The sequence below is a fragment of the Brevibacillus sp. AG genome (assembly GCF_028369215.1).
Classification (GTDB): Bacteria; Bacillota; Bacilli; order Brevibacillales; family Brevibacillaceae; genus Brevibacillus; species Brevibacillus porteri.
Genome location: NZ_JAQMYO010000006.1, coordinates 105960 through 126600, shown reverse-complemented (window position 1 = coordinate 126600; position 20641 = coordinate 105960). Strand labels below are relative to the sequence as shown.

The 20641-nt window shown below is 48.3% G+C and carries 21 protein-coding genes and 1 riboswitch; of the genes, 8 read left to right on the top strand and 13 right to left on the bottom strand.

The features are described 5' to 3' along the window. From cbiQ to POF51_RS16850, 4 genes are all read right to left on the bottom strand, one after another. On the bottom strand, positions 1 to 792 hold the full coding sequence (cbiQ, locus tag POF51_RS16865; protein ID WP_271755761.1) for a cobalt ECF transporter T component CbiQ: 792 nt from the start codon (positions 790 to 792) through the stop codon (positions 1 to 3). Continuing rightward, the gene (locus POF51_RS16860) at positions 789 to 1073 is read right to left on the bottom strand and encodes an energy-coupling factor ABC transporter substrate-binding protein (protein ID WP_007718520.1); all 285 of its coding nucleotides are present in this window, start codon (positions 1071 to 1073) and stop codon (positions 789 to 791) included. Before POF51_RS16860 ends, cbiQ begins: the two co-directional genes overlap by 4 nt. Continuing rightward, the gene (locus POF51_RS16855; RefSeq protein WP_017251510.1) at positions 1070 to 1834 is read right to left on the bottom strand and encodes an energy-coupling factor ABC transporter permease; all 765 of its coding nucleotides are present in this window, start codon (positions 1832 to 1834) and stop codon (positions 1070 to 1072) included. The genes POF51_RS16860 and POF51_RS16855 overlap by 4 nt, the downstream gene beginning before the upstream one ends. A gap of 144 nt (positions 1835 to 1978) precedes the next feature. Further along, positions 1979 to 2172, bottom strand: a riboswitch (cobalamin riboswitch). A 133-nt stretch (positions 2173 to 2305) separates the two neighbouring features. Beyond that, a complete protein-coding gene (locus POF51_RS16850; RefSeq protein WP_069848916.1) occupies positions 2306 to 3397 on the bottom strand; it encodes a quinone-dependent dihydroorotate dehydrogenase in 1092 nt (363 codons plus the stop codon). Positions 3398 to 3548: 151 nt separating this feature from the next. Between POF51_RS16850 and POF51_RS16845 the strand changes: the two genes are divergently transcribed. Genes POF51_RS16845 through POF51_RS16835 form a run of 3 tightly spaced genes read left to right on the top strand, consistent with a single transcriptional unit; the run spans position 3549 to position 7196 of the window. After that, entirely contained in the window at positions 3549 to 4649 is a 1101-nt protein-coding gene (locus POF51_RS16845) for a GerAB/ArcD/ProY family transporter (protein ID WP_069848918.1), read from the top strand. Then, positions 4639 to 6021: a spore germination protein gene (locus tag POF51_RS16840; protein ID WP_069848921.1), complete on the top strand. Its 1383-nt coding sequence runs from the start codon at positions 4639 to 4641 to the stop codon at positions 6019 to 6021. The genes POF51_RS16845 and POF51_RS16840 overlap by 11 nt, the downstream gene beginning before the upstream one ends. Then, complete coding sequence (locus POF51_RS16835) at positions 6018 to 7196, top strand: Ger(x)C family spore germination protein (RefSeq protein WP_069848923.1); 1179 nt, start codon at positions 6018 to 6020, stop codon at positions 7194 to 7196. The genes POF51_RS16840 and POF51_RS16835 overlap by 4 nt, the downstream gene beginning before the upstream one ends. A gap of 59 nt (positions 7197 to 7255) precedes the next feature. On the opposite strand, the gene ald is transcribed toward POF51_RS16835, so the two are convergent. From ald to POF51_RS16820, 3 genes are all read right to left on the bottom strand, one after another. Next, the gene (gene ald / locus POF51_RS16830) at positions 7256 to 8380 is read right to left on the bottom strand and encodes an alanine dehydrogenase (RefSeq protein ID WP_069849144.1); all 1125 of its coding nucleotides are present in this window, start codon (positions 8378 to 8380) and stop codon (positions 7256 to 7258) included. A 131-nt stretch (positions 8381 to 8511) separates the two neighbouring features. Further along, positions 8512 to 9750 (bottom strand): PucR family transcriptional regulator, encoded by a 1239-nt coding sequence (locus POF51_RS16825; RefSeq protein ID WP_069848926.1) that lies wholly within the window; start codon positions 9748 to 9750, stop codon positions 8512 to 8514. Positions 9751 to 9831: 81 nt separating this feature from the next. Next, complete coding sequence (locus POF51_RS16820) at positions 9832 to 10401, bottom strand: helix-turn-helix domain-containing protein (protein WP_069848928.1); 570 nt, start codon at positions 10399 to 10401, stop codon at positions 9832 to 9834. A gap of 225 nt (positions 10402 to 10626) precedes the next feature. Between POF51_RS16820 and POF51_RS16815 the strand changes: the two genes are divergently transcribed. Then, complete coding sequence (locus POF51_RS16815; protein WP_069848930.1) at positions 10627 to 11928, top strand: MFS transporter; 1302 nt, start codon at positions 10627 to 10629, stop codon at positions 11926 to 11928. A gap of 17 nt (positions 11929 to 11945) precedes the next feature. Then, positions 11946 to 12932, top strand: a complete 987-nt coding sequence (locus tag POF51_RS16810; protein WP_069848933.1) for an ornithine cyclodeaminase family protein — start codon at positions 11946 to 11948, stop codon at positions 12930 to 12932. A 66-nt stretch (positions 12933 to 12998) separates the two neighbouring features. On the opposite strand, the gene POF51_RS16805 is transcribed toward POF51_RS16810, so the two are convergent. Both POF51_RS16805 and POF51_RS16800 read right to left on the bottom strand, forming a co-directional pair. Beyond that, entirely contained in the window at positions 12999 to 13352 is a 354-nt protein-coding gene (locus POF51_RS16805) for a response regulator (RefSeq protein ID WP_017251521.1), read from the bottom strand. 119 nt (positions 13353 to 13471) lie between these two features. Then, positions 13472 to 13663 carry a hypothetical protein gene (locus POF51_RS16800; protein WP_069848936.1) on the bottom strand — a complete coding sequence of 64 codons (192 nt, stop codon included), beginning with the start codon at positions 13661 to 13663 and terminating at the stop codon, positions 13472 to 13474. Between the two features lie 167 nt (positions 13664 to 13830). Here POF51_RS16800 and POF51_RS16795 point away from each other — a divergent pair, with 167 nt between their 5' ends. Beyond that, positions 13831 to 14841 (top strand): BMP family ABC transporter substrate-binding protein, encoded by a 1011-nt coding sequence (locus POF51_RS16795; RefSeq protein WP_069848938.1) that lies wholly within the window; start codon positions 13831 to 13833, stop codon positions 14839 to 14841. 5 nt (positions 14842 to 14846) lie between these two features. After that, a complete protein-coding gene (locus tag POF51_RS16790) occupies positions 14847 to 16667 on the top strand; it encodes a sensor histidine kinase (RefSeq protein WP_069848939.1) in 1821 nt (606 codons plus the stop codon). Here the strand turns inward: POF51_RS16790 and POF51_RS16785 are convergent. Then, positions 16664 to 17464, bottom strand: a complete 801-nt coding sequence (locus POF51_RS16785) for an alpha/beta hydrolase family protein (protein ID WP_069848941.1) — start codon at positions 17462 to 17464, stop codon at positions 16664 to 16666. The two genes, POF51_RS16790 and POF51_RS16785, sit on opposite strands and share 4 nt — an antisense overlap. Before the next feature lie 5 nt (positions 17465 to 17469). Beyond that, the gene (locus POF51_RS16780) at positions 17470 to 18357 is read right to left on the bottom strand and encodes a LysR family transcriptional regulator (RefSeq protein WP_069848943.1); all 888 of its coding nucleotides are present in this window, start codon (positions 18355 to 18357) and stop codon (positions 17470 to 17472) included. A 120-nt stretch (positions 18358 to 18477) separates the two neighbouring features. Between POF51_RS16780 and POF51_RS16775 the strand changes: the two genes are divergently transcribed. Continuing rightward, complete coding sequence (locus tag POF51_RS16775) at positions 18478 to 18864, top strand: rhodanese-like domain-containing protein (RefSeq protein ID WP_069848945.1); 387 nt, start codon at positions 18478 to 18480, stop codon at positions 18862 to 18864. Between the two features lie 55 nt (positions 18865 to 18919). Here POF51_RS16775 and POF51_RS16770 read toward each other — a convergent pair whose 3' ends face one another. Further along, complete coding sequence (locus tag POF51_RS16770) at positions 18920 to 19333, bottom strand: S1 RNA-binding domain-containing protein (protein ID WP_007718541.1); 414 nt, start codon at positions 19331 to 19333, stop codon at positions 18920 to 18922. 127 nt (positions 19334 to 19460) lie between these two features. After that, complete coding sequence (locus POF51_RS16765) at positions 19461 to 20579, bottom strand: acetate/propionate family kinase (protein ID WP_069848947.1); 1119 nt, start codon at positions 20577 to 20579, stop codon at positions 19461 to 19463. Positions 20580 to 20641 lie beyond the last annotated feature (62 nt).

Here is a 20641-nt window from a genome sequence, read left to right as displayed (position 1 = left end):
CTACCAACCTCCTGTCCACCACTCAAGCAGCACCAGCAGCATACAGCCTGCGATTGACTCCCATTCATAACGTCGCGAACGAGCATGGGTATGAAACGCGAGCACCTGCATGCTCTCCCCGAAGCCTCTAGCCGCCATTCCTTTATGCAAGGCTTCGTATTTGCGCATCGCTCTGACAAACAATTGCGCAACGAGAACCCCTGCATCCCGAAGCGTCGCTCGGAAGCCGCGATGACCTCCACGCGAACGTTGGGCAATCCAGAGCTGGTGAGAAATCGTTATTAACACAAAAATAAACCGATACATGATCATTAATAAATCAGTCACAAGGACAGGCATACGAAGTCGGCGAAACACCTGCAAGATTTCGGCAAACGGCACGGTAAACAAAATGAAGGCAAAGCAAGATAAGCTCGCCATGGTACGCCAAAATAAGATCCAAACTTTACTGAATGATGACGTCGGCACATAGAGCACATACGACCCCAACTCCCATGCTGCCGCGACCTGGACCTGTACTTCGCCTGCTTTCGCCCCTTCTACCAATAGGGCAGGGAGCCCCGCCGCGAAAAACGAGAGCGACACGATCATAAAGGCACAATAGATACGGACAGGTATACGGGCATACACCACTACCCATACCGTCATCCAAACAACGACGGCCATCTGCATCCATACATGTCCCACCAAGACGAGCAGTAACAATGCACTCGCCAGCAAGAGCTTATGAGCTGGCGGCAGACGTTTCAGCCTGTTTTGATAAGAGAGAGAATCAAGCTGCAGCCCGTTCATTTTTTCCGCTTATCCAACCGACCTTTGTACAAGCCCACGGCGTATCCAACCACTCCCGCTCCCAACGCCGCCTGCACCGCAAACAATAGGCTCTCCGTCTCTCCCCCTGGCGGTTCTATCAGCGGCTGGAACCACGGTTCGTAGTTCGGAGCAATTTCCTTAATCGCTTCCTCCGCCACGCCGTCTGCGCCGCCAAATTCCGAATCCTGCACCAGCAACAGTGGGACAATCGCCAGTACGATTACCCCCAAGAGTAATAGCCAGTTCCATCCTTTTTTCACAGCGATTCCTCCCGTTTGAGCAAACGAAGCTGTGTAAGCTCTTTTGCGTTGTAAGATAACAACCAGTTCCAAACAAGAACGGTCAACAGACCTTCACTGATTGCGAGCGGAACTTGCGTGAATGCAAAAATTCCTGCAAATTTGGCAAACGAGGCCAACACTCCACCAGATTCAGCTGGAAATGCGAGTGCCAGTTGAATCGAAGTCACCACATAGGTAGCGAGGTCAGCCAAGGCAGCCGCCGCAAAAACAGCCAGACGCTGGCTTCCGCGCACTTTCATGATCACCCGATAGATTCCGTATGCCACCAGTGGTCCTACTACTGCCATGGATACAGCATTTGCCCCTAGCGTAGTCAAACCTCCATGTGCCAAAAGCAAGGCTTGAAACAAGAGCACCATGCTCCCTAACACAGACATCGCAAAAGGCCCAAACATAATGGCGCCAAGGCCCGTTCCAGTCGGGTGAGAGCTGCTGCCTGTAACTGAAGGGATTTTCAGTGCAGATAAAACAAATGCAAACGCTCCTGCAACACCAATAAGGAGCTTCATTTCGGGATGTTCTTTTACAATCTTGTTAATCGAGCGAATCCCAAGAATAAAAAATGGCAAGAAGACAGCCCACCAAAATAAGGCCCAGGATAATGGCAAATACCCTTCCATGATGTGCATCGCATGTCCTGTCTCTGGTTCATTGAGCAGGAAATACAGGACAAAGCCCGCGATCATCAAACAAGTAGATACGAGACGAGATCGATTCATGTTCCTTCCTCCTTCACTGACTTTCGTTCTTTTCCTACAAACAAAAAAATCCCATCCATCAATGGACGAGATGTGCACACAAAACAACAGACTGACTATACAGCCTCATTGCCTCGTATTCACCGCTCCTTTCCGCGAAGGTTTTCTGGGTGTGGCTACTAGGTAGGTCTCCTGGCTTCCAGATCCATGCGCTCTTTGTCCTTCCCCATACGAAAATGAGTGGTTTCCTTCTCAAAGAGAGCTCCCTGGTTACAGTGGCGGGACCGCTCGGGACTTTCACCCGATTCCCTGTTACCCTTTATGCGTCACATAAAGGCACCTAACGCCGATCATATAGAGTTGACAGACAATTCATGTTTGTCCCACATCATTATAACGGATCACTACATAAATCGGAAGAATATAAGCAAAAACGCATAAGCCGATGACCCTCTACAAACGGAGCCATCGACCTATGCGTACTTGTTCTATCTATTCTTTTGCGTCTACGCCAATTACTTCACTAATATGTTTAAAACCATCGCGCTGCATGAGCTTGAGTAGCTTTTTGTTAATTTGCTTGGCGATACCTGGGCCTTGATAAATCATCCCCGTATACACCTGAACGAGACTGGCTCCTGCTCGGATTTTCGCGTAGGCGTCTTCGCCGTTATAAATGCCCCCGACACCGATGATGGGTACCTTGTCTCCTACTTCTTGATAAATCTCCTTCACCCAAGCAGTGGAACGCTCCGTAAGAGGTCTTCCGCTCAAGCCGCCCGCTTCCTCGGCAAATCGATGTCCGGAAACCGCCTCGCGTGACAGTGTCGTATTGGTAGCGATAATTCCGGCAATGCCTTCTTCAACAGCAGCGTGAACAACATCGCGCATGTGCTCATCCGACATGTCTGGTGCTACTTTCAGCAAAATCGGCTTTTTCTTGATGGAACGTGCTTCCATTTCGGTTGCCTTTTCCCTTACTGCACGCACCAAATGACGCAAGCTCTCTGTCTCCTGCAAGTCACGCAGATTCGGGGTATTCGGAGAGCTGATGTTAATGACGAAATAGTGACCGTATGCATAGAGCATGTCCATACATTTGCTATAGTCGATGGCCGCCTCTTCATTCGGCGTTACTTTGTTTTTCCCAATGTTAATCCCAATCGGAACATCTGAGTATGCGTAATCGACCAAATGCTGGGAAGCCAAATACGCACCGTGATTGTTGAAGCCCATCCGGTTAATGACAGCTTGATGTTCCGGCAATCGGAACAAACGCGGCTTCGGATTGCCTGGCTGCCCCTGCGGTGTCAACGTCCCGATTTCCACAAACCCAAAACCAAGAGCACCCAACGCGTGATAGACTTCCGCATTTTTATCAAAACCGGCTGCAAGTCCGACTGGATTCGGAAACGTCATTCCCCACAGCTTATTCTCCAACCGCTGGTCTTTTACCTGATAGATCATCTTCAGGATGCTTTTGCCTGGAGCAGAATCCTCCACCAGCCTTAAGGCACCAATTGTCTTTTCATGAATCTCTTCCGCATCATGCTGGAACAGATATTTTCTTATGAGCTGATACATCGGCTGCACTCCTTACTCCGTTTCTACCTTTTTACCTCATAGTAGAATACCATACTTTTTCGGGCGGATGTAACCTTTATACGTTGATACATATTTCCAAGCAAGCAGGCAAATCCTAACAGCACCACCACGTACAGGGGGATAAGTCTTCATGAAAGTGGACGGAAAAATCGGGATTGGTCAAGCCATTATGGTGATGATGCTGACGATCGGCATTACGAACCACGTAACCGTCATCCCCCTCTTATTGAGTAAAGCCGGAAGAGATGCTTGGTTGAGCGTGTTGCTTGCTGGTATTCCTTTTTCCTTCTGGGCGTACTTGCTGTTTGTGGTTAATCGAAATATGAAGCAACGTTCTTTGCATGAATGGCTCGCCCAACGCTCTGGAAAAATCGTCAGCCATCTGTTACTCATCCCCATCATGGTCTGCCTGTACATGATGGCCCTAACCAATCTGATCGATACCCAGACATGGACGACCGTCAACTACTTGCCTCGAACACCAGAGTGGGTGACCGCCTTAGCCTTAATGGGACTATGTATACTCGCTGCAATTGGTGGAATAACCTCTGTAGGAATCACAGCAGGAATCTTGCTGCCCGTCGTGGTTATGCTCGGATTTTTCGTCGCTTTTGGCAATATTCCTAAAAAGAATTATAGTCTTTTGATGCCACTTTTCCAGCATGGGTATCGTCCTCTTTTTCACGGGATGCTCTATGTAGGTGGCGGCATTTCAGAGATGTTCCTGCTACTATTGCTCCAACCTCACGTACGTAAGCCATTGCGCCTCGTACACTTTTTGGTCATGCTCGGCATCACGCTTGTGCTGACACTCAGTCCGTTGACAGGAGCTATTGCGGAATTTGGACCTGTGGAGTCTGCGCGCCAACGCTTTCCGGCATTTGAGCAATGGCGGCTGCTCACAATTGGAAAAGACATCGAGAACATGGAGTTTTTCTCCATTTTTCAATGGCTCGCTGGGGCTTTTATACGCATCACCATTTGCTTGTTGCTCTTGGGAGATTTACTCACGATCCGTAACCGAAAACAGCGCAACTTCATGATGATATTTCTAGGTGGAAGCATGATCGCCTTTACCAGCCTCCCCTACAGTGACATACAGTTTGTATCCTTTCTGACGCACGTATACTATCCGCTTTACTTAGCCATTATCGTTGTGATTACTCTCGCACTCATGCTGGTTACTTTACGCAAGCCATCCAAACAGGAGGGAATAGGCCATGACCCTTGAAGAGGAACTGCGGGAAAAATTCGCGCATTGTGCGGACGTCGTTTTTATGCGCACGGTCACATCCGAGGACCAGCCTGTATTGATGCTTTATTGCGAAGGACTGGCAGACGTTCGTCAATTACAAGATACGGCATTGCCGCAATTGGAGCGATTCCTGGCTATTGGTGATTTGCGTTCTCTGCCTCTTTTCCCGCTCTTCACGAACCCAGAGTTGTGGGTTGAGAGACTGTTTGCAGGAGATTTGCTGATTTTTATTGGTGACTCTCCTCCGTTTGCCTGGGACATCTCCAATCGTCCAGAGCGCACTCCTGAAGAATCCAATACAGAGATTTCGATCAAAGGTCCTCGGGACGGCTTCGTCGAGGATCTCTCCACGAACGTTGCTCTCATTCGCAAGCGCATGCGAACGATTACTCTGGCCTATGAGCCTTTTATTCTCGGAACGCGCTCGCGCACAAGAATCGGTATGATGTATATCACAGATGGGGTATCTGAAGATCTGGTAGAGATGATGCGTGAGAGAATACACAAATGTACCTCAAAAAAAATTGTGAACAGCGCCATTCTGGAAAAGATACTGAGCGACAACACTCACTCCCTGTTTCCATTGGTTGATTATACTGGACGCCCTGACTATGTCATTTACATGCTGCTGCAAGGTAAGGTCGTCGTGTTGGTAGACGGCTCACCCTTGGCACTCGTGGCACCTGTAACCTTACTCGAACTAATCAAATCTCCTGAAGACGATCAGTACCCTGTTACCTATGTATGGCTGGAACGCATGCTGCGCCTAGGTGGATTTTGGATCGCAATCTTTCTGCCTGGCTTCTGGATTGCACTATCCGCCTATAATGTAGAGCAATATCCTTTTCAATTACTCGCAACCGTTACGCAGGGAAGAAAAGGGTTGCCCTTTTCCGCGCCGATGGAGCTATTTCTCATCTTGTTCATTTTTGAGTTTCTGCGTGAGGCAGGCGCCCGTCTGCCCAAAAACGTCGGGCAAACACTGGCACTGGTCGGTGCACTGATTATCGGGGATGCTTCCATTCGTGCAGGCCTGACTTCGCCTTCGATGTTGTTTATCGGCTCCCTTACAGTCGTTGCCTCCTTCACACTGGTCAATCAGTCATTAAGCGGCGCGGTAACAGTTGCTCGTTTCACCGTTTTCTTCCTTTCCGCAACCATTGGTATGTACGGCTTTATCCTCGGGATGATTGCCATCGTATACTACTTGTCCACCTTGACCTCCTTTGGCAGATCGTATATTTTGATGGGTTCATCCAACTCCTTGTCCACACTGTTCATTGTCTTGTTCAAGTCCATGACCAGTTTTTTTCGGACGAGAGCTGCTAAGGGTGGCGATAACAAATGAAGGGCATGCGGATTGCTTCTGCTATGCTGCTGTTGGCAACGACTCTTCTTAGCGGCTGCTGGGACCAGAAATCGATTCAGGACCTTCGCTATTTATCTGCCATGGGCATTGATTACGTCAACAATGAGTATGTTATGTACGCCCAATCCACCGATCTGTCTACCGTCGCGAAGCAGGAGTCATCAACCACTCTTCAATCGCCACCAGCGACCATTTCGATTGGGAAAGGGAATACACTTCAGTCTGCCTTTGATAACCTGCAAAAAAACGCACAGGTACCTGTGTTTCTAGGCTTTGTATCCTCCCTCGTATTTCATGAGCGCCTCTTGAAAAAGGGCGTCATCACCTCCCACGATATTATGAACAGATACGGTCTGATTCGTTACACCAAGTGGGTATTCGGAACGCGGGAGCCGATTGACAAAGTGTTAAGCTCTCATTCTTTGGTCGGATTTTCTCCATTGGACTCTCTCTTGCATCAGCCAAAGGATGTTTACGAGCAGCGTTCGTTTATCGAGCCGATCCAATTTTTTCGGTTTATCTCGAGCTTTTGGGAGCCATCAAACACCGTGTTATTGCCAAACATCACGCTGTACGAGCGATCCTGGAAAGAAAATAATCATTTTATTTCTCGCCTCTCCATCGATGGCATCCACGCTATTCATCGTGGAAATTGGCAGGGTTACTTCCCCAATCGTGATTTAATGGGGATTCGGTGGATGAATAGTGACACGAAATTTGCTGGCCTCATTGTGCGACAAAACAACACTCCCAAAGCGACAATGCGCATTGAGCATGTTGAATTGGACATTACTCCGATTACCACTGGAGAGCATCCTCGTTATCAGGTCAATGTCCGACTAAAGGGGTTCGTTCGTGAAATGATGAGTGCGGTTACGCCTGCTTTCGTACGGAAAAACTCCGAAGAACAGGTAGCCGAGCAAATTCGCGGGACGTTTCTAAAAGGAGTCAAAGCAGGGATTGATCTGTATAGCTTGGAGGAACGTTTGTTTAAAAAAGACTATCAGGCTTGGCGAAAATACGAAACACGCAAGCGCAATAAGCTCACACCTGATTCCCTGGCCCAAATCCAGGTGAATATGTACTTAAGTGATTCTGGAAAAATGAAGATGGGTTCGGCCAAATACCCTGACCCGCTTGGGCCGAATGAATGAAAAAAACTGCTTGCCGTAAGAACGGACAAGCAGTTTCTTCTTTCTATTTACCGTAGAAGCTAGTTTTTCACCAGCAAAACTTCTTCGATAGAAGCATACGGCAGGTTATGCGCATCAGCAACAGCTTTGTAAGCTACTTTGCCGTCGATGACGTTTACGCCTTTTGCCAATGCTTTGTTGTCACGAATTGCTTGTGCGTAGCCTTTGTTCGCCAATTGTACCGCATAAGGAACGGTTACGTTGGTCAGGGCCAATGTAGATGTACGAGCGACTGCACCAGGCATGTTGGCTACCGCGTAGTGAATCACACCGTGCTTCTCATAGGTTGGCTTGTCATGAGTCGTGATGCGATCTACGGTTTCAATCGATCCACCTTGGTCAATCGCAACGTCTACGATCACAGAACCAGGTGACATGTCTTTTACCATATCTTCTGTTACCAGACGTGGAGCACGAGCACCTGGAATGAGTACAGCGCCTACCAGCAAATCTGCTTTTTTCACAGCGTTTGCGATGTTGAAGGAATTGGACATCAACGTCTGAACACGGCCTTGGAACAGGTCATCCAGTTGGCGCAGACGGTCTGCGTTTACATCGATAATCGTTACATTTGCACCCAGTCCAAGCGCCATTTTCGCTGCGTTTGTCCCTACGATCCCGCCGCCGATTACGACTACCTCGCCTTTTGGTACGCCAGGTACGCCACCGAGCAGAACGCCTTTTCCACCGTATTGCTTTTCCAAGAATTGCGCACCGATTTGAACGGACATGCGCCCAGCTACTTCAGACATCGGCATCAACAGTGGCAGTGCGCCATTGTCGAGCTGGATGGTTTCGTAAGCGATTGCAATCACTTTTTTATCGATCAATTCACGAGTCAATTCAGGCTCTGGTGCAAGATGCAAATACGTGAACAGAATCAGACCCTCGCGGAAAAATCCATATTCAGCAGGGAGTGGTTCTTTTACTTTCATCACCATGTCAGACGCCCATGCCTCTGCTGCTGTTTCTACGATCTCAGCGCCTACTGCCTTGTAATCTTCATTGGTAAAACCGCTGCCTTGCCCTGCACTTGTTTCTACACGAACCGAATGTCCGTTTTGTACCAGAGCAGCTACACCTGCTGGAGTAATGGCTACGCGGTTCTCATTATTTTTAATTTCTTTTGGAATTCCAACGATCATGATAAGTATGTCCTCCTTGGAAACGCCAATTTCTTTGCGGTTACTATTATTGTACAGCGTATCTTCCGGCATACTCCTTGGAGATTCCTTTAATTTTAGCGTCTTTTCATTTGTGAAAATTCACAAACAAACTACTGTTCCCCATCTAATTTGGCTATTTTCAACTCTAAATATAAGGCAGCCCGCTGATTCATATTGTCGAGATCGACACGCATGATCTCCTCAATTCGTCTCAGTCGGTAGCTCAACGTATTAATGTGGATATGCAGGCGCTCTGCTGTCTTGTTAACTTTGCCAGCGGCATCCAAAAACGTCTCCAATGTCGTCAAGAGCGTGGTCTGGTTGTCGCGATCGTACTGTCTGAGCTTTTCCAGCCGTTCATTCTGATAGCCCTGCTCCTCTTCCCACTGCTTCAGTTGTAGTAGATAGCGATAAATCCCCAGCTCGTGGTACCCGTGAATCCCCTCATTTTCCTGTGGAAACAGCTTCTTGATCTTGAGCGCATGCAGCGCTTCCCTGTAGCTTTTCACAATATCCGTATAAGACTTGTAATCTCTCCCGTACCCGGCAATCACCTGGCGTCCTTCCGTGACATGTGCTTCGAGCTTGCCGAGCGAGTCTGCGAGGAACTGTTCCACCTTGCGAATGAGCACGTCACTCTTGTCTTTTTTCGCTTCGGACAGACCGATCAATAAGATGATTTGCGAGCCGTCGACAACCCAGAGCAGTTTGTCACGCATTAATAACGGATACAAGTATTGGTCCAGACGCGCTCCTGCCGCTTCAATAATACAAATTAAATAAGAGGTCGGAAGCTGCATCTGCAAGGTGTCTGCTTTTTGGCGAATGACAGCCTCACTGCTGTGATTCCCCAGCAACAGCTCCCACAGAAATTCCTTGCGTCGCTGCTCCTCCGCCTTGCGTTTTCCCTGCCGCTGAATGAGACGCGAGACGGCTACGCGTGCTGCCTGACGAAGAATTTCATCATCTTCCCGGGTAATCGGTCGATTCACCTCTTGTGCCCAAATGTAACCGAGCACGTCGCTCCCTCTGCGAATAGCAATCGCCACACGCTTACCCAAGCCAATTTCGTCCTTGGCCGGGATATGTACGGGGTCGTCTTGCGTTAACAGCTCCTGGAATACGCCGTCCTTCCAGAGGCGCGTCAGCACTTTTTCCGGTACCCGTCGCCCCATGATGGTAGACCAGCGCGCTTCATCTGTGCTTTCTCCGTGTGAGCTGTAAGCAATCAATTTATGATCGGCATCTTCAACCGTTATCGGATTTTGCAAAAGTTCTCCAATGACATCAGCTAATTCGTCGATATCAGCATGCTGATACTGTTGAAAATAGTTAGGCTCTACGGGCACACTTTCACCTCTTTACCGCTCTTTTGTACGCGTTCCTCTATTATAGTAGAAAACATGACTTCGCTAAACGCTCTCGGTTAATTAATAAGGAGCGGTCGGAATCATGTCGCTGTCATGCGAATTGACACAAAGGAATCGGGTGACTTCACCTGTACGGTTCACCCAGTTGTGCGGTACGGATGAATCCATGTGAATACTGTCGCCAGGGAACAAATCATGCTCCTCTTCCCCCAGCAAAAGAGTCAGCACACCCTCGAGGACGTAAATAAACTCTTGACCCTTATGTACAAAAGGCGTGCCTTTTTCTCCATGCGGTGAGAGCGTGACAAGAATCGGTACCAGTGACGGATTTTCCAAATCACCGGACAGGTCCTCATACACAAAAGGCGCATGCAAAAGCCCAGATCGCTCTTTGCTCGCCCTGCGTACCTGCCCATTCCCTCCACTCGACTCACCCGAAAAGAAATAGCCTGGGCTCACTCCCAAGGCTTCTGAAATTTTTTTCAATGACTCCAGCGTAATAGAAGACTTCCCACGCTCTACTTGGGACAAAAAGCTGATCGACAGCTGCGTTTTTTCTGCAATTTGTTTGAGTGTCTTCTTTTTGCCGACACGAAGCGATTTGATTAATACACCAATGGTAGGTTCCATTTGCATACCTCGCCGTAAAAAGGATAGGTCTATCATACTCTTTCTCGAAAAAAGTTGTAAAGTTAGCATAAGTATCCATTTTTACTATTGCTGCAAATTGTATTGCATTTTATAATCTTTATTATTATCAGATTTGTAATCGCTTCATTCCTGAAAATTGAAGTGCTACTTCACTCATAAATTGAAGTGACACTTCAATATTTACCAACAAAGGAGGATTACCCGATGGCATTACAAACACAAGCGGGCGTTTCCAAAAAGGTTCAAAACAAAGCGTTGGTCGCGAGCCTTATTGGCAGCTCCATTGAGTGGTTTGACTTTTTTCTGTATGGAACCATGGCATCGCTCGTATTCAACAAGCTATTTTTTCCTTCTTCTGATCCAAGTGTAGGCTTACTGCTCTCTTATCTGTCATTTGGTCTTCCCTTTTTCATCCGGCCATTGGGTGGCGTGATCTTCAGTCATATCGGGGACAAAATCGGTCGTAAAAAAACACTGGTCTTGACATTGTCTCTGATGGGAGGCGCTACCGTCTTGATCGGTTTGCTGCCTGATTACAATGCCATTGGCATCTGGGCTCCGATTCTTCTCGTTCTGATGCGCTTGATTCAAGGCTTGGGGATCGGCGGTGAATGGGGAGGGGCATTGCTTCTCGCCGTAGAGTATTCCGGCAAAGGCAGACGCGGCTTTTTTGGAAGTATCCCGCAAATGGGTGTAACCATCGGCATGCTGCTTGGTACGTTGGCCATTTCTTTGATGAGTGCGCTTCCCGATGATCAATTCATGTCTTGGGGCTGGCGAGTTCCGTTTCTGTTGAGTGCAGCACTAGTCTTTTTAGGACTCTGGATTCGCAATGGCATTGATGAAACGCCAGCTTTTCAAGAAGCAAAAAAGACGGGGAACATTGCGAAAGTTCCCATCGTAGATACATTCCGCTATCACTGGAAAGCTGTTCTGATTGCCGTCGGAGCCAAAGTGGTAGAGACGGCGCCGTTCTATATTTTCTCGACGTTTATTATTGCCTACGCGACGAATTACTTGGGCTACGACCGAATAACGGTACTCAATGCCGTGACGATCGCCACATTGGTGACAACCATCGCGATTCCGTACATGGGCATGCTGTCAGATAAAGTCGGCAGAAAGCCTTTGTATATCGCAGGGACTGTAGCGATGATGCTGTTTGCATTCCCTTACTTTTATATGCTGTCATTGAAATCAGCCCTTTGGCTTACCGTCGCTACAGTCATCGGACTCGGGATTCTCTGGGCTCCTGTCACAGCTGTATTGGGTACGATGTTCTCGGAGATTTTCAGCACGAATGTACGTTATACTGGTGTAACGGTTGGCTACCAGCTCGGTGCTGCTTTGGCGGGTGGTACTGCTCCGCTGATCGCTACTGCCTTGTTAAGCTCCTTTAACTCCTGGGTGCCAATCGCTTTGTACATCGTAATTTCCGGGGTTATTTCTCTCATTGCGGTTTCTGCAACGAAGGAAACAAAGGATTTGGATTTGGACGAATCCTGATGGAAAGGAAGAATGAGATGCTACTATTAAGCCGTGAAAACATTGAACAAATCTATACGATGAAAGATTGCTTGAAAGATGTGGAACACGTCTTCCGAGAGCATATGCTAGGAAACGTCAGCACCCCTGTTCGTACTGCTATTGACCATCCGAAATACGGAGCGACCAGTCTATACATGCCGTCCTATTTGGAAACGGACGATTACGTAGCAGTAAAAATCATCAGCATTTTCCCGGAGAATCACAAGCACGATATCAAAGCACTCCAAAGTGTAATCGTGTTGACCGAAGCAAAAACAGGACAGCATGTGGCGATGATGGACGCGAGCCTGTTGACGATTATGCGCACAGGTGCAAGCAGTGGCGTTGCAACCAAATACTTGGCAAAAGAAAATGCGCAAAGCTGCGCTGTATTGGGATGCGGGGCACAATCCATCGGACAAATTCAAGCCGTCATGGAAGTCCGTCCGCTGACAAACATTTATCTCTATAACCGCACACGTGAGAAAGCGGACGAAATGAAACAAACACTCCTCTCCCTCTATCCGGAGTGGCAAGGCGAAATCACGGTTATGGATGATGCCAATGAAGCGGTGGCGAATGCCGAAATCGTGATTTGCAGCACCAAGGCTACCAGCCCGTTGTTTGATGGATCACGCTTGCGTCCTGGTACGCATATCAATGCCATCGGTGCTTTTCTTCCGGATATGCAGGAAGTCGACTCAACTACCGTACAAAGCAGCAAAGTCGTGGTCGATACACTCGAGGGAGCCCGGCACGAAGCAGGCGATCTGCTCATTCCGATTGAGCGCGGCGAATGGAGCTTTGAACAAATGCACGCTGAGCTGGGAGACATTCTAATTGGGAAAAAGCCTGGCCGAGAAAATGATGAAGAAATCACGCTGTACAAATCCGTGGGTGTTGCCTATTTGGACACAGCCGTTGCCAAAACGGTTTATGAACGTGCGAAAGCAAACGGCATTGGAACAGAAATCAGCTTGTAAATCTTGGCTTATAGAAAAACAGCCGCCTTCCCACCCGGGATTTGGCGGCTGTTTGCTTTTTCCTGTCTACAAAAGTCGTGCGATTGCATCAAGTATCTGCTCTTTTTGAAAAGGCTTCACGACGAAATCACTCGCTCCTGTTTTCATCGCTTCCAGCACCTTCTGCCGGTGCCCGATTGCCGAGCAGATCAAAATTTTGGCATCACGGTCAAAATCCAAGATGTGACGCATGGCTTCAATCCCGTGCATGTGCGGCATGGTAATATCCATCGTGACAATATCTGGCTTGAGCTCCTTGTACTTTTCAATTGCCTCCAAGCCATTCGTCGCTTCTCCACAAACTTCATGTTGTTCGCCTAGCATATCCGCCAGCACCCTTCTCGTGAAGGCTGCGTCATCTACTATCAGCAATCGGGCCATGCAGTCTTATCCCCTCGCATCTCGCTTGCTATTCTACTTCCTACTTTTGCAGAAATCGCAAGCCTTGTCCACGAGAGAAAATGACTTCTTTTGTCGAATAGCGCCAACTCCGATCGGTTTTATGAAATAAAGCCGATTCGCTCGCTGCTCTCTTTCGAAACATTGTCGCTGACGGGTTCAACTGTCCCGCTCGACGCCAGAGGGCTATCTGGTTTCGGGTGTGGAGTGGTCTCACCAATCTCCGGTCGATCGACCTGTGTTACCTCATCAGGAATATGAATCTGGGGGATTTCCACCCTATCGTTTTCCATCGCGTGTACGCCTCCCTTCTGTTTCCGCTTGGCAGGATGTTCTCCACACGATTAGCCTGTCCGTATCCCTTTTTTCCATGCACAACCTTCAGAGAACCGATATAATAGGCATGACATGTATTTATATTTTCATGTGGTTTATGCTTTTTTCTATGGAGGAATCCCGCATGCCAAAGCTGCTGCCATTTCCCGTCTTATTTACCGGTTTGGTAGTCGGGCTGCTTCTGCTCATTACCAGTCAATTCGTTACAAGCATGAAGCATCTCGATAAAGTCATAAATAAAAGCAGCCATTCTTCTGACAAAGTGCGTGTCGCCCTGTTGCTGGAGGGCCCCACTTATGATCAGGGCTGGAATAGCAGTGCACTGGAGAGTATGACAGAACTGCAAAAAAGATTTAACTTTTCACTCGAAATCGCCAATAATATAAAACCGGAGCAGATCACGAAGGTGGCTGAGAAATATGCAGCCAACGACTATGATCTCATACTCGGTCATGGCCTCATCTTCTCTGATCCTTTTACAGACGTGGCGCTTCGGTATCCGAAATCACACTTTGTTTCCTTTAACGGAGAGGCTCCGCATCCGAATCAGACAACGATTCGTTACGATATGAAACCTGCTGGCAAGCTCGTCGGCATACTTGCGGCGAAGATGTCGAAATCGGATAAAGTTGGATACATCTTGGTAGACAAGCCCACAGAGCTCCTGCAAGTAGAAGGCTTTATCGAGGGAGTGAAAAAGGAATCGCCCAACACGTCTATCGTCGTGGGAAAAGTTCCTGATTTCAATGATATTGAGGGAGCCATTCGCACAACTCGCGACATGATATCTCAAGGTGTGGATGTCATCTACACCACAGGCGACAGCTTCAATCTCGAAGTGATTACAGAAGCGCAGCGCGCAGGCGTATTCACCATCGGATACATTGCCGATCAGCGCTACATCGCTCCAGACTACGTGCTGGTCTCCATGATGCAGGATGTTCGTCAATGCTACCGCATCATCATGGAACAGTTTATTCAAGGGGATCTCCCGAATGGAAAAGTCATGTACGGACTTGCCGAAGGAGTCAACCATCTCAGTCAATTCGGTCACATGGTGCCAGCAAATGTACGTGAAGATTTAGAACGGGAATTGCAAAATCTCATTCCTTCCCGTGGCTCGTATGGAGGTTAATCAGCATGCCCCTTTTCAGCAATCTCGGATTTCAGAAAAAAATCATGCTCAGCTATCTCGTAATGATGCTTCTCATCGGTTGCGTGACGACCCTGTTCAGCTATCAAATGACCAAGGTCACCTCTGATGAAGTGTATTTGACGCAAAACCTCTTGCCGCAAACGAGCGCCTTACTAGAAGTCAAAAACCAGATATACACCAAGACATATGCGTTGAACATGTATACATCGACACGCGACGAGTCTTATTTGGATCAATACTATACAAATCTGATCGATACGGCTCGCTTTTCCTCGCTTCCCAAAACCGAGGCGAACAGTGGCTTATTTACCATTATTGAATCGATATCCCAACTGGACTTTATCTTTTTGAACAAAATCAATCCGTTGCTGCAAGCAGGGAACGTTCCAGCCGTCAGTTATGTACTAGACAACGAAGTAAAGCCCTTGCTCGATCGATTGGAACGTGATCTCTCTTTCTCACTCAATCAGCTAGAGTATCAGACGAACAAAGAGTTTCAGAATTCGAATGAGAGCATCAAAGTCTCGTTGATCCTGACGTATTCGGTTTCCGTAGCCTCTATCTTGTTTGGGCTGTTCTGTACGTTTTACTTCCGCAATGAGCTGTTGCGCCCGATCCAGTCCCTGATGCAGCAAGCACGTGAAGTATCGAAAGGAACATTCGGTCAGCAAATCGTCTATACCCATCAAGATGAATTCCTTGAGTTGGCGCAGGAGTTCAATAAAATGTCGAGCAGCATCGCCAATCTATTCGCACAAGATGAAAGACAACGGCAAATTTTGACCGAAGAAAAAAACATCCGGGAGCAAATCTTAAACTCTCTGCCTGTTGGGATTATTACCCATTCCCATGCGACAGTTGGTCTTCATGTAAACCAGTTGGCACAGCATTTGGTCAAGCTCGACGATCACGGCTACCCCGTGTCCAAGGATTCCTTTGAAGCACCCACACGCAATGAGCCGACTCCCTGGTTCGTCAATCGCAAAATGACCTTGTACAAAAAAGACGACACGCCATTCATTGCCCTGGTCTCCTACATCCCTTTGCACAATCATCACCACGATCAGGAAACCGGGTGGATGTTCGCCTTCTTGGACATTACGGAGCAGGAGCAAATTCAAGAGTACTTGAATCAATCCGAGAAGCTGGCCATGGTCGGTCAGTTGGCAGCAGGAGCCGCTCATGAAATTCGCAATCCGCTAACGGTCATCTACGGCTTTATTCAGCTATTGGAACAGCGTTTATCGAATCAAGAGCGCGATTTGTACTACTTACCCTTAATCTTGCAGGAAATTGAACGGGTCAACCGCATCGTGACGGAGTTGTTGATGCTCTCCAAACCGTCCAAGCCCGATTATCGCGAGGTTGCGCTAACCGGTGTCGTTCATTCGATTCTTCCGTTGATGAATGCCGAGGCTATGCTGCATGGGATTCAAATCGTCGACCGCTGCGATCCGAACATTCGCATTCACGTCGATGTCGAGCAATTAAAGCAAATCCTGTTAAATTTAATGAAAAACAGCATTGAAGCCATGAAAGACGGCGGCGTTCTCTCCATCGAAAGCCGCCTGGACGATCAAGCTGTCCATATTCATGTTACAGACACGGGAGAAGGCATTTCCCAAGAGTATCTGGTCCGCATATTCGATCCGTTCTTCTCCTTAAAAGAGGATGGAACAGGACTGGGGCTGCCGATTTCCCGACGAATGGTCGAAAACCACGGTGGGGATCTGCACGTGAACAGTAAGCTGGGGAAAGGAACGGAAATCATCATCACGCTCCCGCTTACACCAAAAGAAGATTAGGCTTGCGCATCCAGCCAAGCGAACATCTTGCGCGTATACATCTCCATATCTTCTCCGACAAACAGATGGCTGGCCCCTTGCGCCAGCCATTTTTCATAGGGTTTGCCTGCCCGCGTCAGTGCATCTGCCAATTTATGAGCATGCTCCACTCCCACATTCTCATCTTCCGTTCCATGTATGATCAGCACAGGGCAAGAAATCTCGTCTATCCGATACAAAGGCGTCCGATCGCGGTAGGCATCCTCCTGCTTGCGCGGGTGACCGATGATTCTGCGCAGCATCCTTCTCAGATCAACCCGCTCCTCATAGGTCAAAAACATGTCGCTGACGCCACTCCATACGACGCAAGACAGCACGCCTTTGCACTCCATTGCAGCAAACAAGGCCATGACGCCACCGCGTGAAAAACCGTAGACGCTGATTCGCCCCTTGTCCACCTTCTCCAGGTTGCGGAGCAATTCAAATGCGGCAAACACATCATGCCTGTCTGCCCCACCGAATTCATCCCGGCCCTCTCCGCCTTCGTTGCCACGGTAATGAGGAGCGAGGATCACGTAGCCAAAGGCGGCCATTTGACTGATTCGCTCGGGTCTGACGCGTCCCACTCCTTTTATCCCGCCTCGGCAATACAGGAGAGCCGGCAGACATGCTCCCTCCTGAAAATAGGTCTCTGGTACAGCCAATGCAGCTTTTACCAGCAAGTCTTGACTGTAGTAGCTGACGGTATAGACCCGCACTCCCGGATGGACTGTCTCCTCAGGTGTACATGCAACAAATGGTGAAGTATCTAGCTGCATCCTGCTCACGATTCCTCTCTCTGTGATCTCGTAATCGTATCCACAAGCGTCACCATCGAAGGTGATAGCCATTTCTTTTTATGATAAACAAGCTGAATGGAAAAAGGCGGCTTATCTGACTGAAACGGTATGGCTGTGAGCACCCCTTCTGCGAGCTCTCTCTTGACCGCCATGTGCGGCAGCAAAGCTACACCCAAGCCACAGCGTACACACTGCTTGATCGCTTCCGGATTGCTGAATTGACAGGCGATTCGCTGCCTCATCCCAGCCTCTCCGAAAGCCTCCAGCAGCATGCCCCGATACGTACATCCTTCTTCAGTCAATACAAGTGGCTCTCCGCCCAAATCATGGACAGTGAGTGCTGTTGCTGTCGTAAATCGATGGGCAGGTGGCATGACGATCACCAATTCTTCCTCGCGAATAACATGGGTGACTAGCTCAGGTTCTGTAAAAGGTCGGTCGAAAATGATCCCGATATCGAGATAGCCATCCTTGATCTGTTGTACAATTTCTACTTCCCCAGCCGTCCGCAATACTAAATCAACCTGAGGATATTGCTGACAAAAAGCCTGCAAATACGGCGGCAGAAAGAACGCCGCCAATGTATCGATCGTTCCAATGGCAATCGGACCTGTCGTCTGTTGCTTAATCACTTCTTTAGATTCCCCATACAGACGAATCAATTCCCGAGCGTACGGCAGCAAGGCTTCTCCTGCTTGCGTCAGTCGCAGCTTGCGTCCGTATCTTTCAAATAGCGGGGCTCCATACGACTGCTCCAGCTTTTGCATTTGTGCCGTTACCGTCGGTTGAGCATAGCCCAGTTCTTCTGCTGCCCGTGTAAAGCTCCCATACCGGGCTACTTCGCGAAAAGTATGTAAATAGACCAGCTCCATCCCGCTTCCTCCCATAGAAATTAGTAATGATGCTCATTAAATAGTATAGATAACTGTGATGATTGCTTCAATGCTATGCTTTGGACATAAACCATCACACGGTACGAGGAGGATTTTGATATGTCCCTTGTTTTGCAAACACCCGCCGCGTCTTCTGAAGTAGCCCGCACTCATTTTCTCGACAAGCTTTCTCTCGAAACAGATGTCGCTGATGTATGGAATGACATCCAAAACCGAGTAGAAGGCTTCTACATCCTGGATGCTCGCAGCGAGAAAGCGTATCGGGACGGTCATATTCCTGGGGCTCTGAATCTCCCCCATTCGCTTATTTCCGCTGAAACGACGGCTATTCTGGACCCGACCAAGCTCATGGTCGTCTACTGCTGGGGTCCCAACTGCAACGGTGCTGCAAAGGCTTGCGCGAAACTGGCCGCTCTCGGCTTTCGAGTAAAAGAGATGCTCGGCGGGATTGAATACTGGGAAAAAGAGGGGAATCCTCTCGAATAGGAAACGCAAAAAAGGACGGGAGCTATATCCCGTCCTTCTTACGTTATCGCAAGGCTTAGTAGCCGCGTTTTGCGTTCTTTTTGTTGATTGTCGCAAGGTTCTCTTCGCTGTGCTTCATCCATTTTTTCATCTTATCTTCGAAAGAAGCTCCGCTTTCTCGTTTTGCATTCCCTCCGCGGTCGCCTCCACGATATCCACCACCACGGCGCTCTTCACGTTCCGGACGCTCAGGCGCTGGGAGTGCTGCGCGAACCGAAAGCGAGATTTTACCTGCATCATCAATGGAGAGTACTTTTACCTTTACTTGTGCCCCCACGGTAAAGTGATCATTGATATCCTTAACAAAACCGTTTGCTACTTGGGAAATGTGGACCAGCCCCTGCTCGGTTTCGCTGACTGCTACGAACATCCCAAACGGTTTAATCGCTGTCACTTTTCCTTCGATGATGCTTCCCACTTGTACTGCCATCCAGTTTGCACTCCTTTTATTTTTTCAGAAAAATGGTGAGAACCTCAAACCAGAAGCCTCATTCTCTTAGTATAGCAGAGAAATTCCAATACTGAAAAGCCTATTCTTTCTAGGCGCATACTCCAAGCTAGTTATGGCCCAGTGCGAATGCATCCATCGCCATTACAAGTTCTTCATTTGTCGGGATTACCATGACTTTTACCGGAGAGTATTTCGTGCTGATGAATGCCTCACCTTTGCTAGTGCGGTTTACCTCACGATCCAAGTTTACCCCGGCAAATTCGAGACCAGAGCATACCAAATCACGCACGGCAGCACTATTCTCTCCAACACCTGCCGTGAAGATAATACCGTCTACTCCATTCAGTCGAGCAAGGTACAGTCCCACATGCTTATGCAGAATAGTGGTAAACAATTCCAGCGCCAACTTGCTACGGAGATGTCCCTCTTCTGCTTTTTTCATAACGTCGCGCAAATCGTTGGATACACCCGATACGCCCATGAGACCGCTATTGTTATTCAGAATCTTAATAGCGCCAGCCGTGTCGGTCTTTTCAATTTCCTCAATATACGGGATGATACCTGGGTCAATGTTTCCGCTGCGCGTACCCATGGACAAACCAGCCAACGGTGTCATCCCCATCGATGTATCATACGATTCACCATTTCTGATCGCTGTGATACTAACCCCACTTCCGATGTGGCAGCTGATCAGACGAAGCTGTTCTTTCGAGCGACCCATCATTTCTGCTGCACGGCCCATTACATAGCGGTGAGACGTTCCATGGAAACCGTATTTGCGAATACCGTATTGCTCGTAGTATTCATAAGGCAGTGCGTACAAATACGAGGATGGTGGCATTGTTTGGTGGAACGCTGTATCAAAAACAGCAACGTGAATCAAATCAGGAAACAGACTTTGAGCAACTTCAATCCCGGTCAAGTTAATGGGGTTATGCAGCGGGGCGAAACGGGACAGGTTACGAATTTCTTCTTTTACTTGGTCATTGATAATAACGGACTGCTTAAATGCTTCGCCGCCGTGGACAACACGATGGGAAACGATATCTATCGAATATTGTTTGAGGGATTCAAACACTCCCCGAATAGCATCTTCATATTGGTCACGCTGGATTTGCTCCAAATAATCATGTGCAATCAATGTTTTGGAAGGCATTTCATACAGCTTGTACTTCACCGAAGAACTTCCGCAGTTCAGTACAAGGACATTCTTTTTTTCTACCACGATCTAATCCACTCTCCAATCATTCATCACAGCCTTCTCTCCTACTAGGATGGATAGGCTTC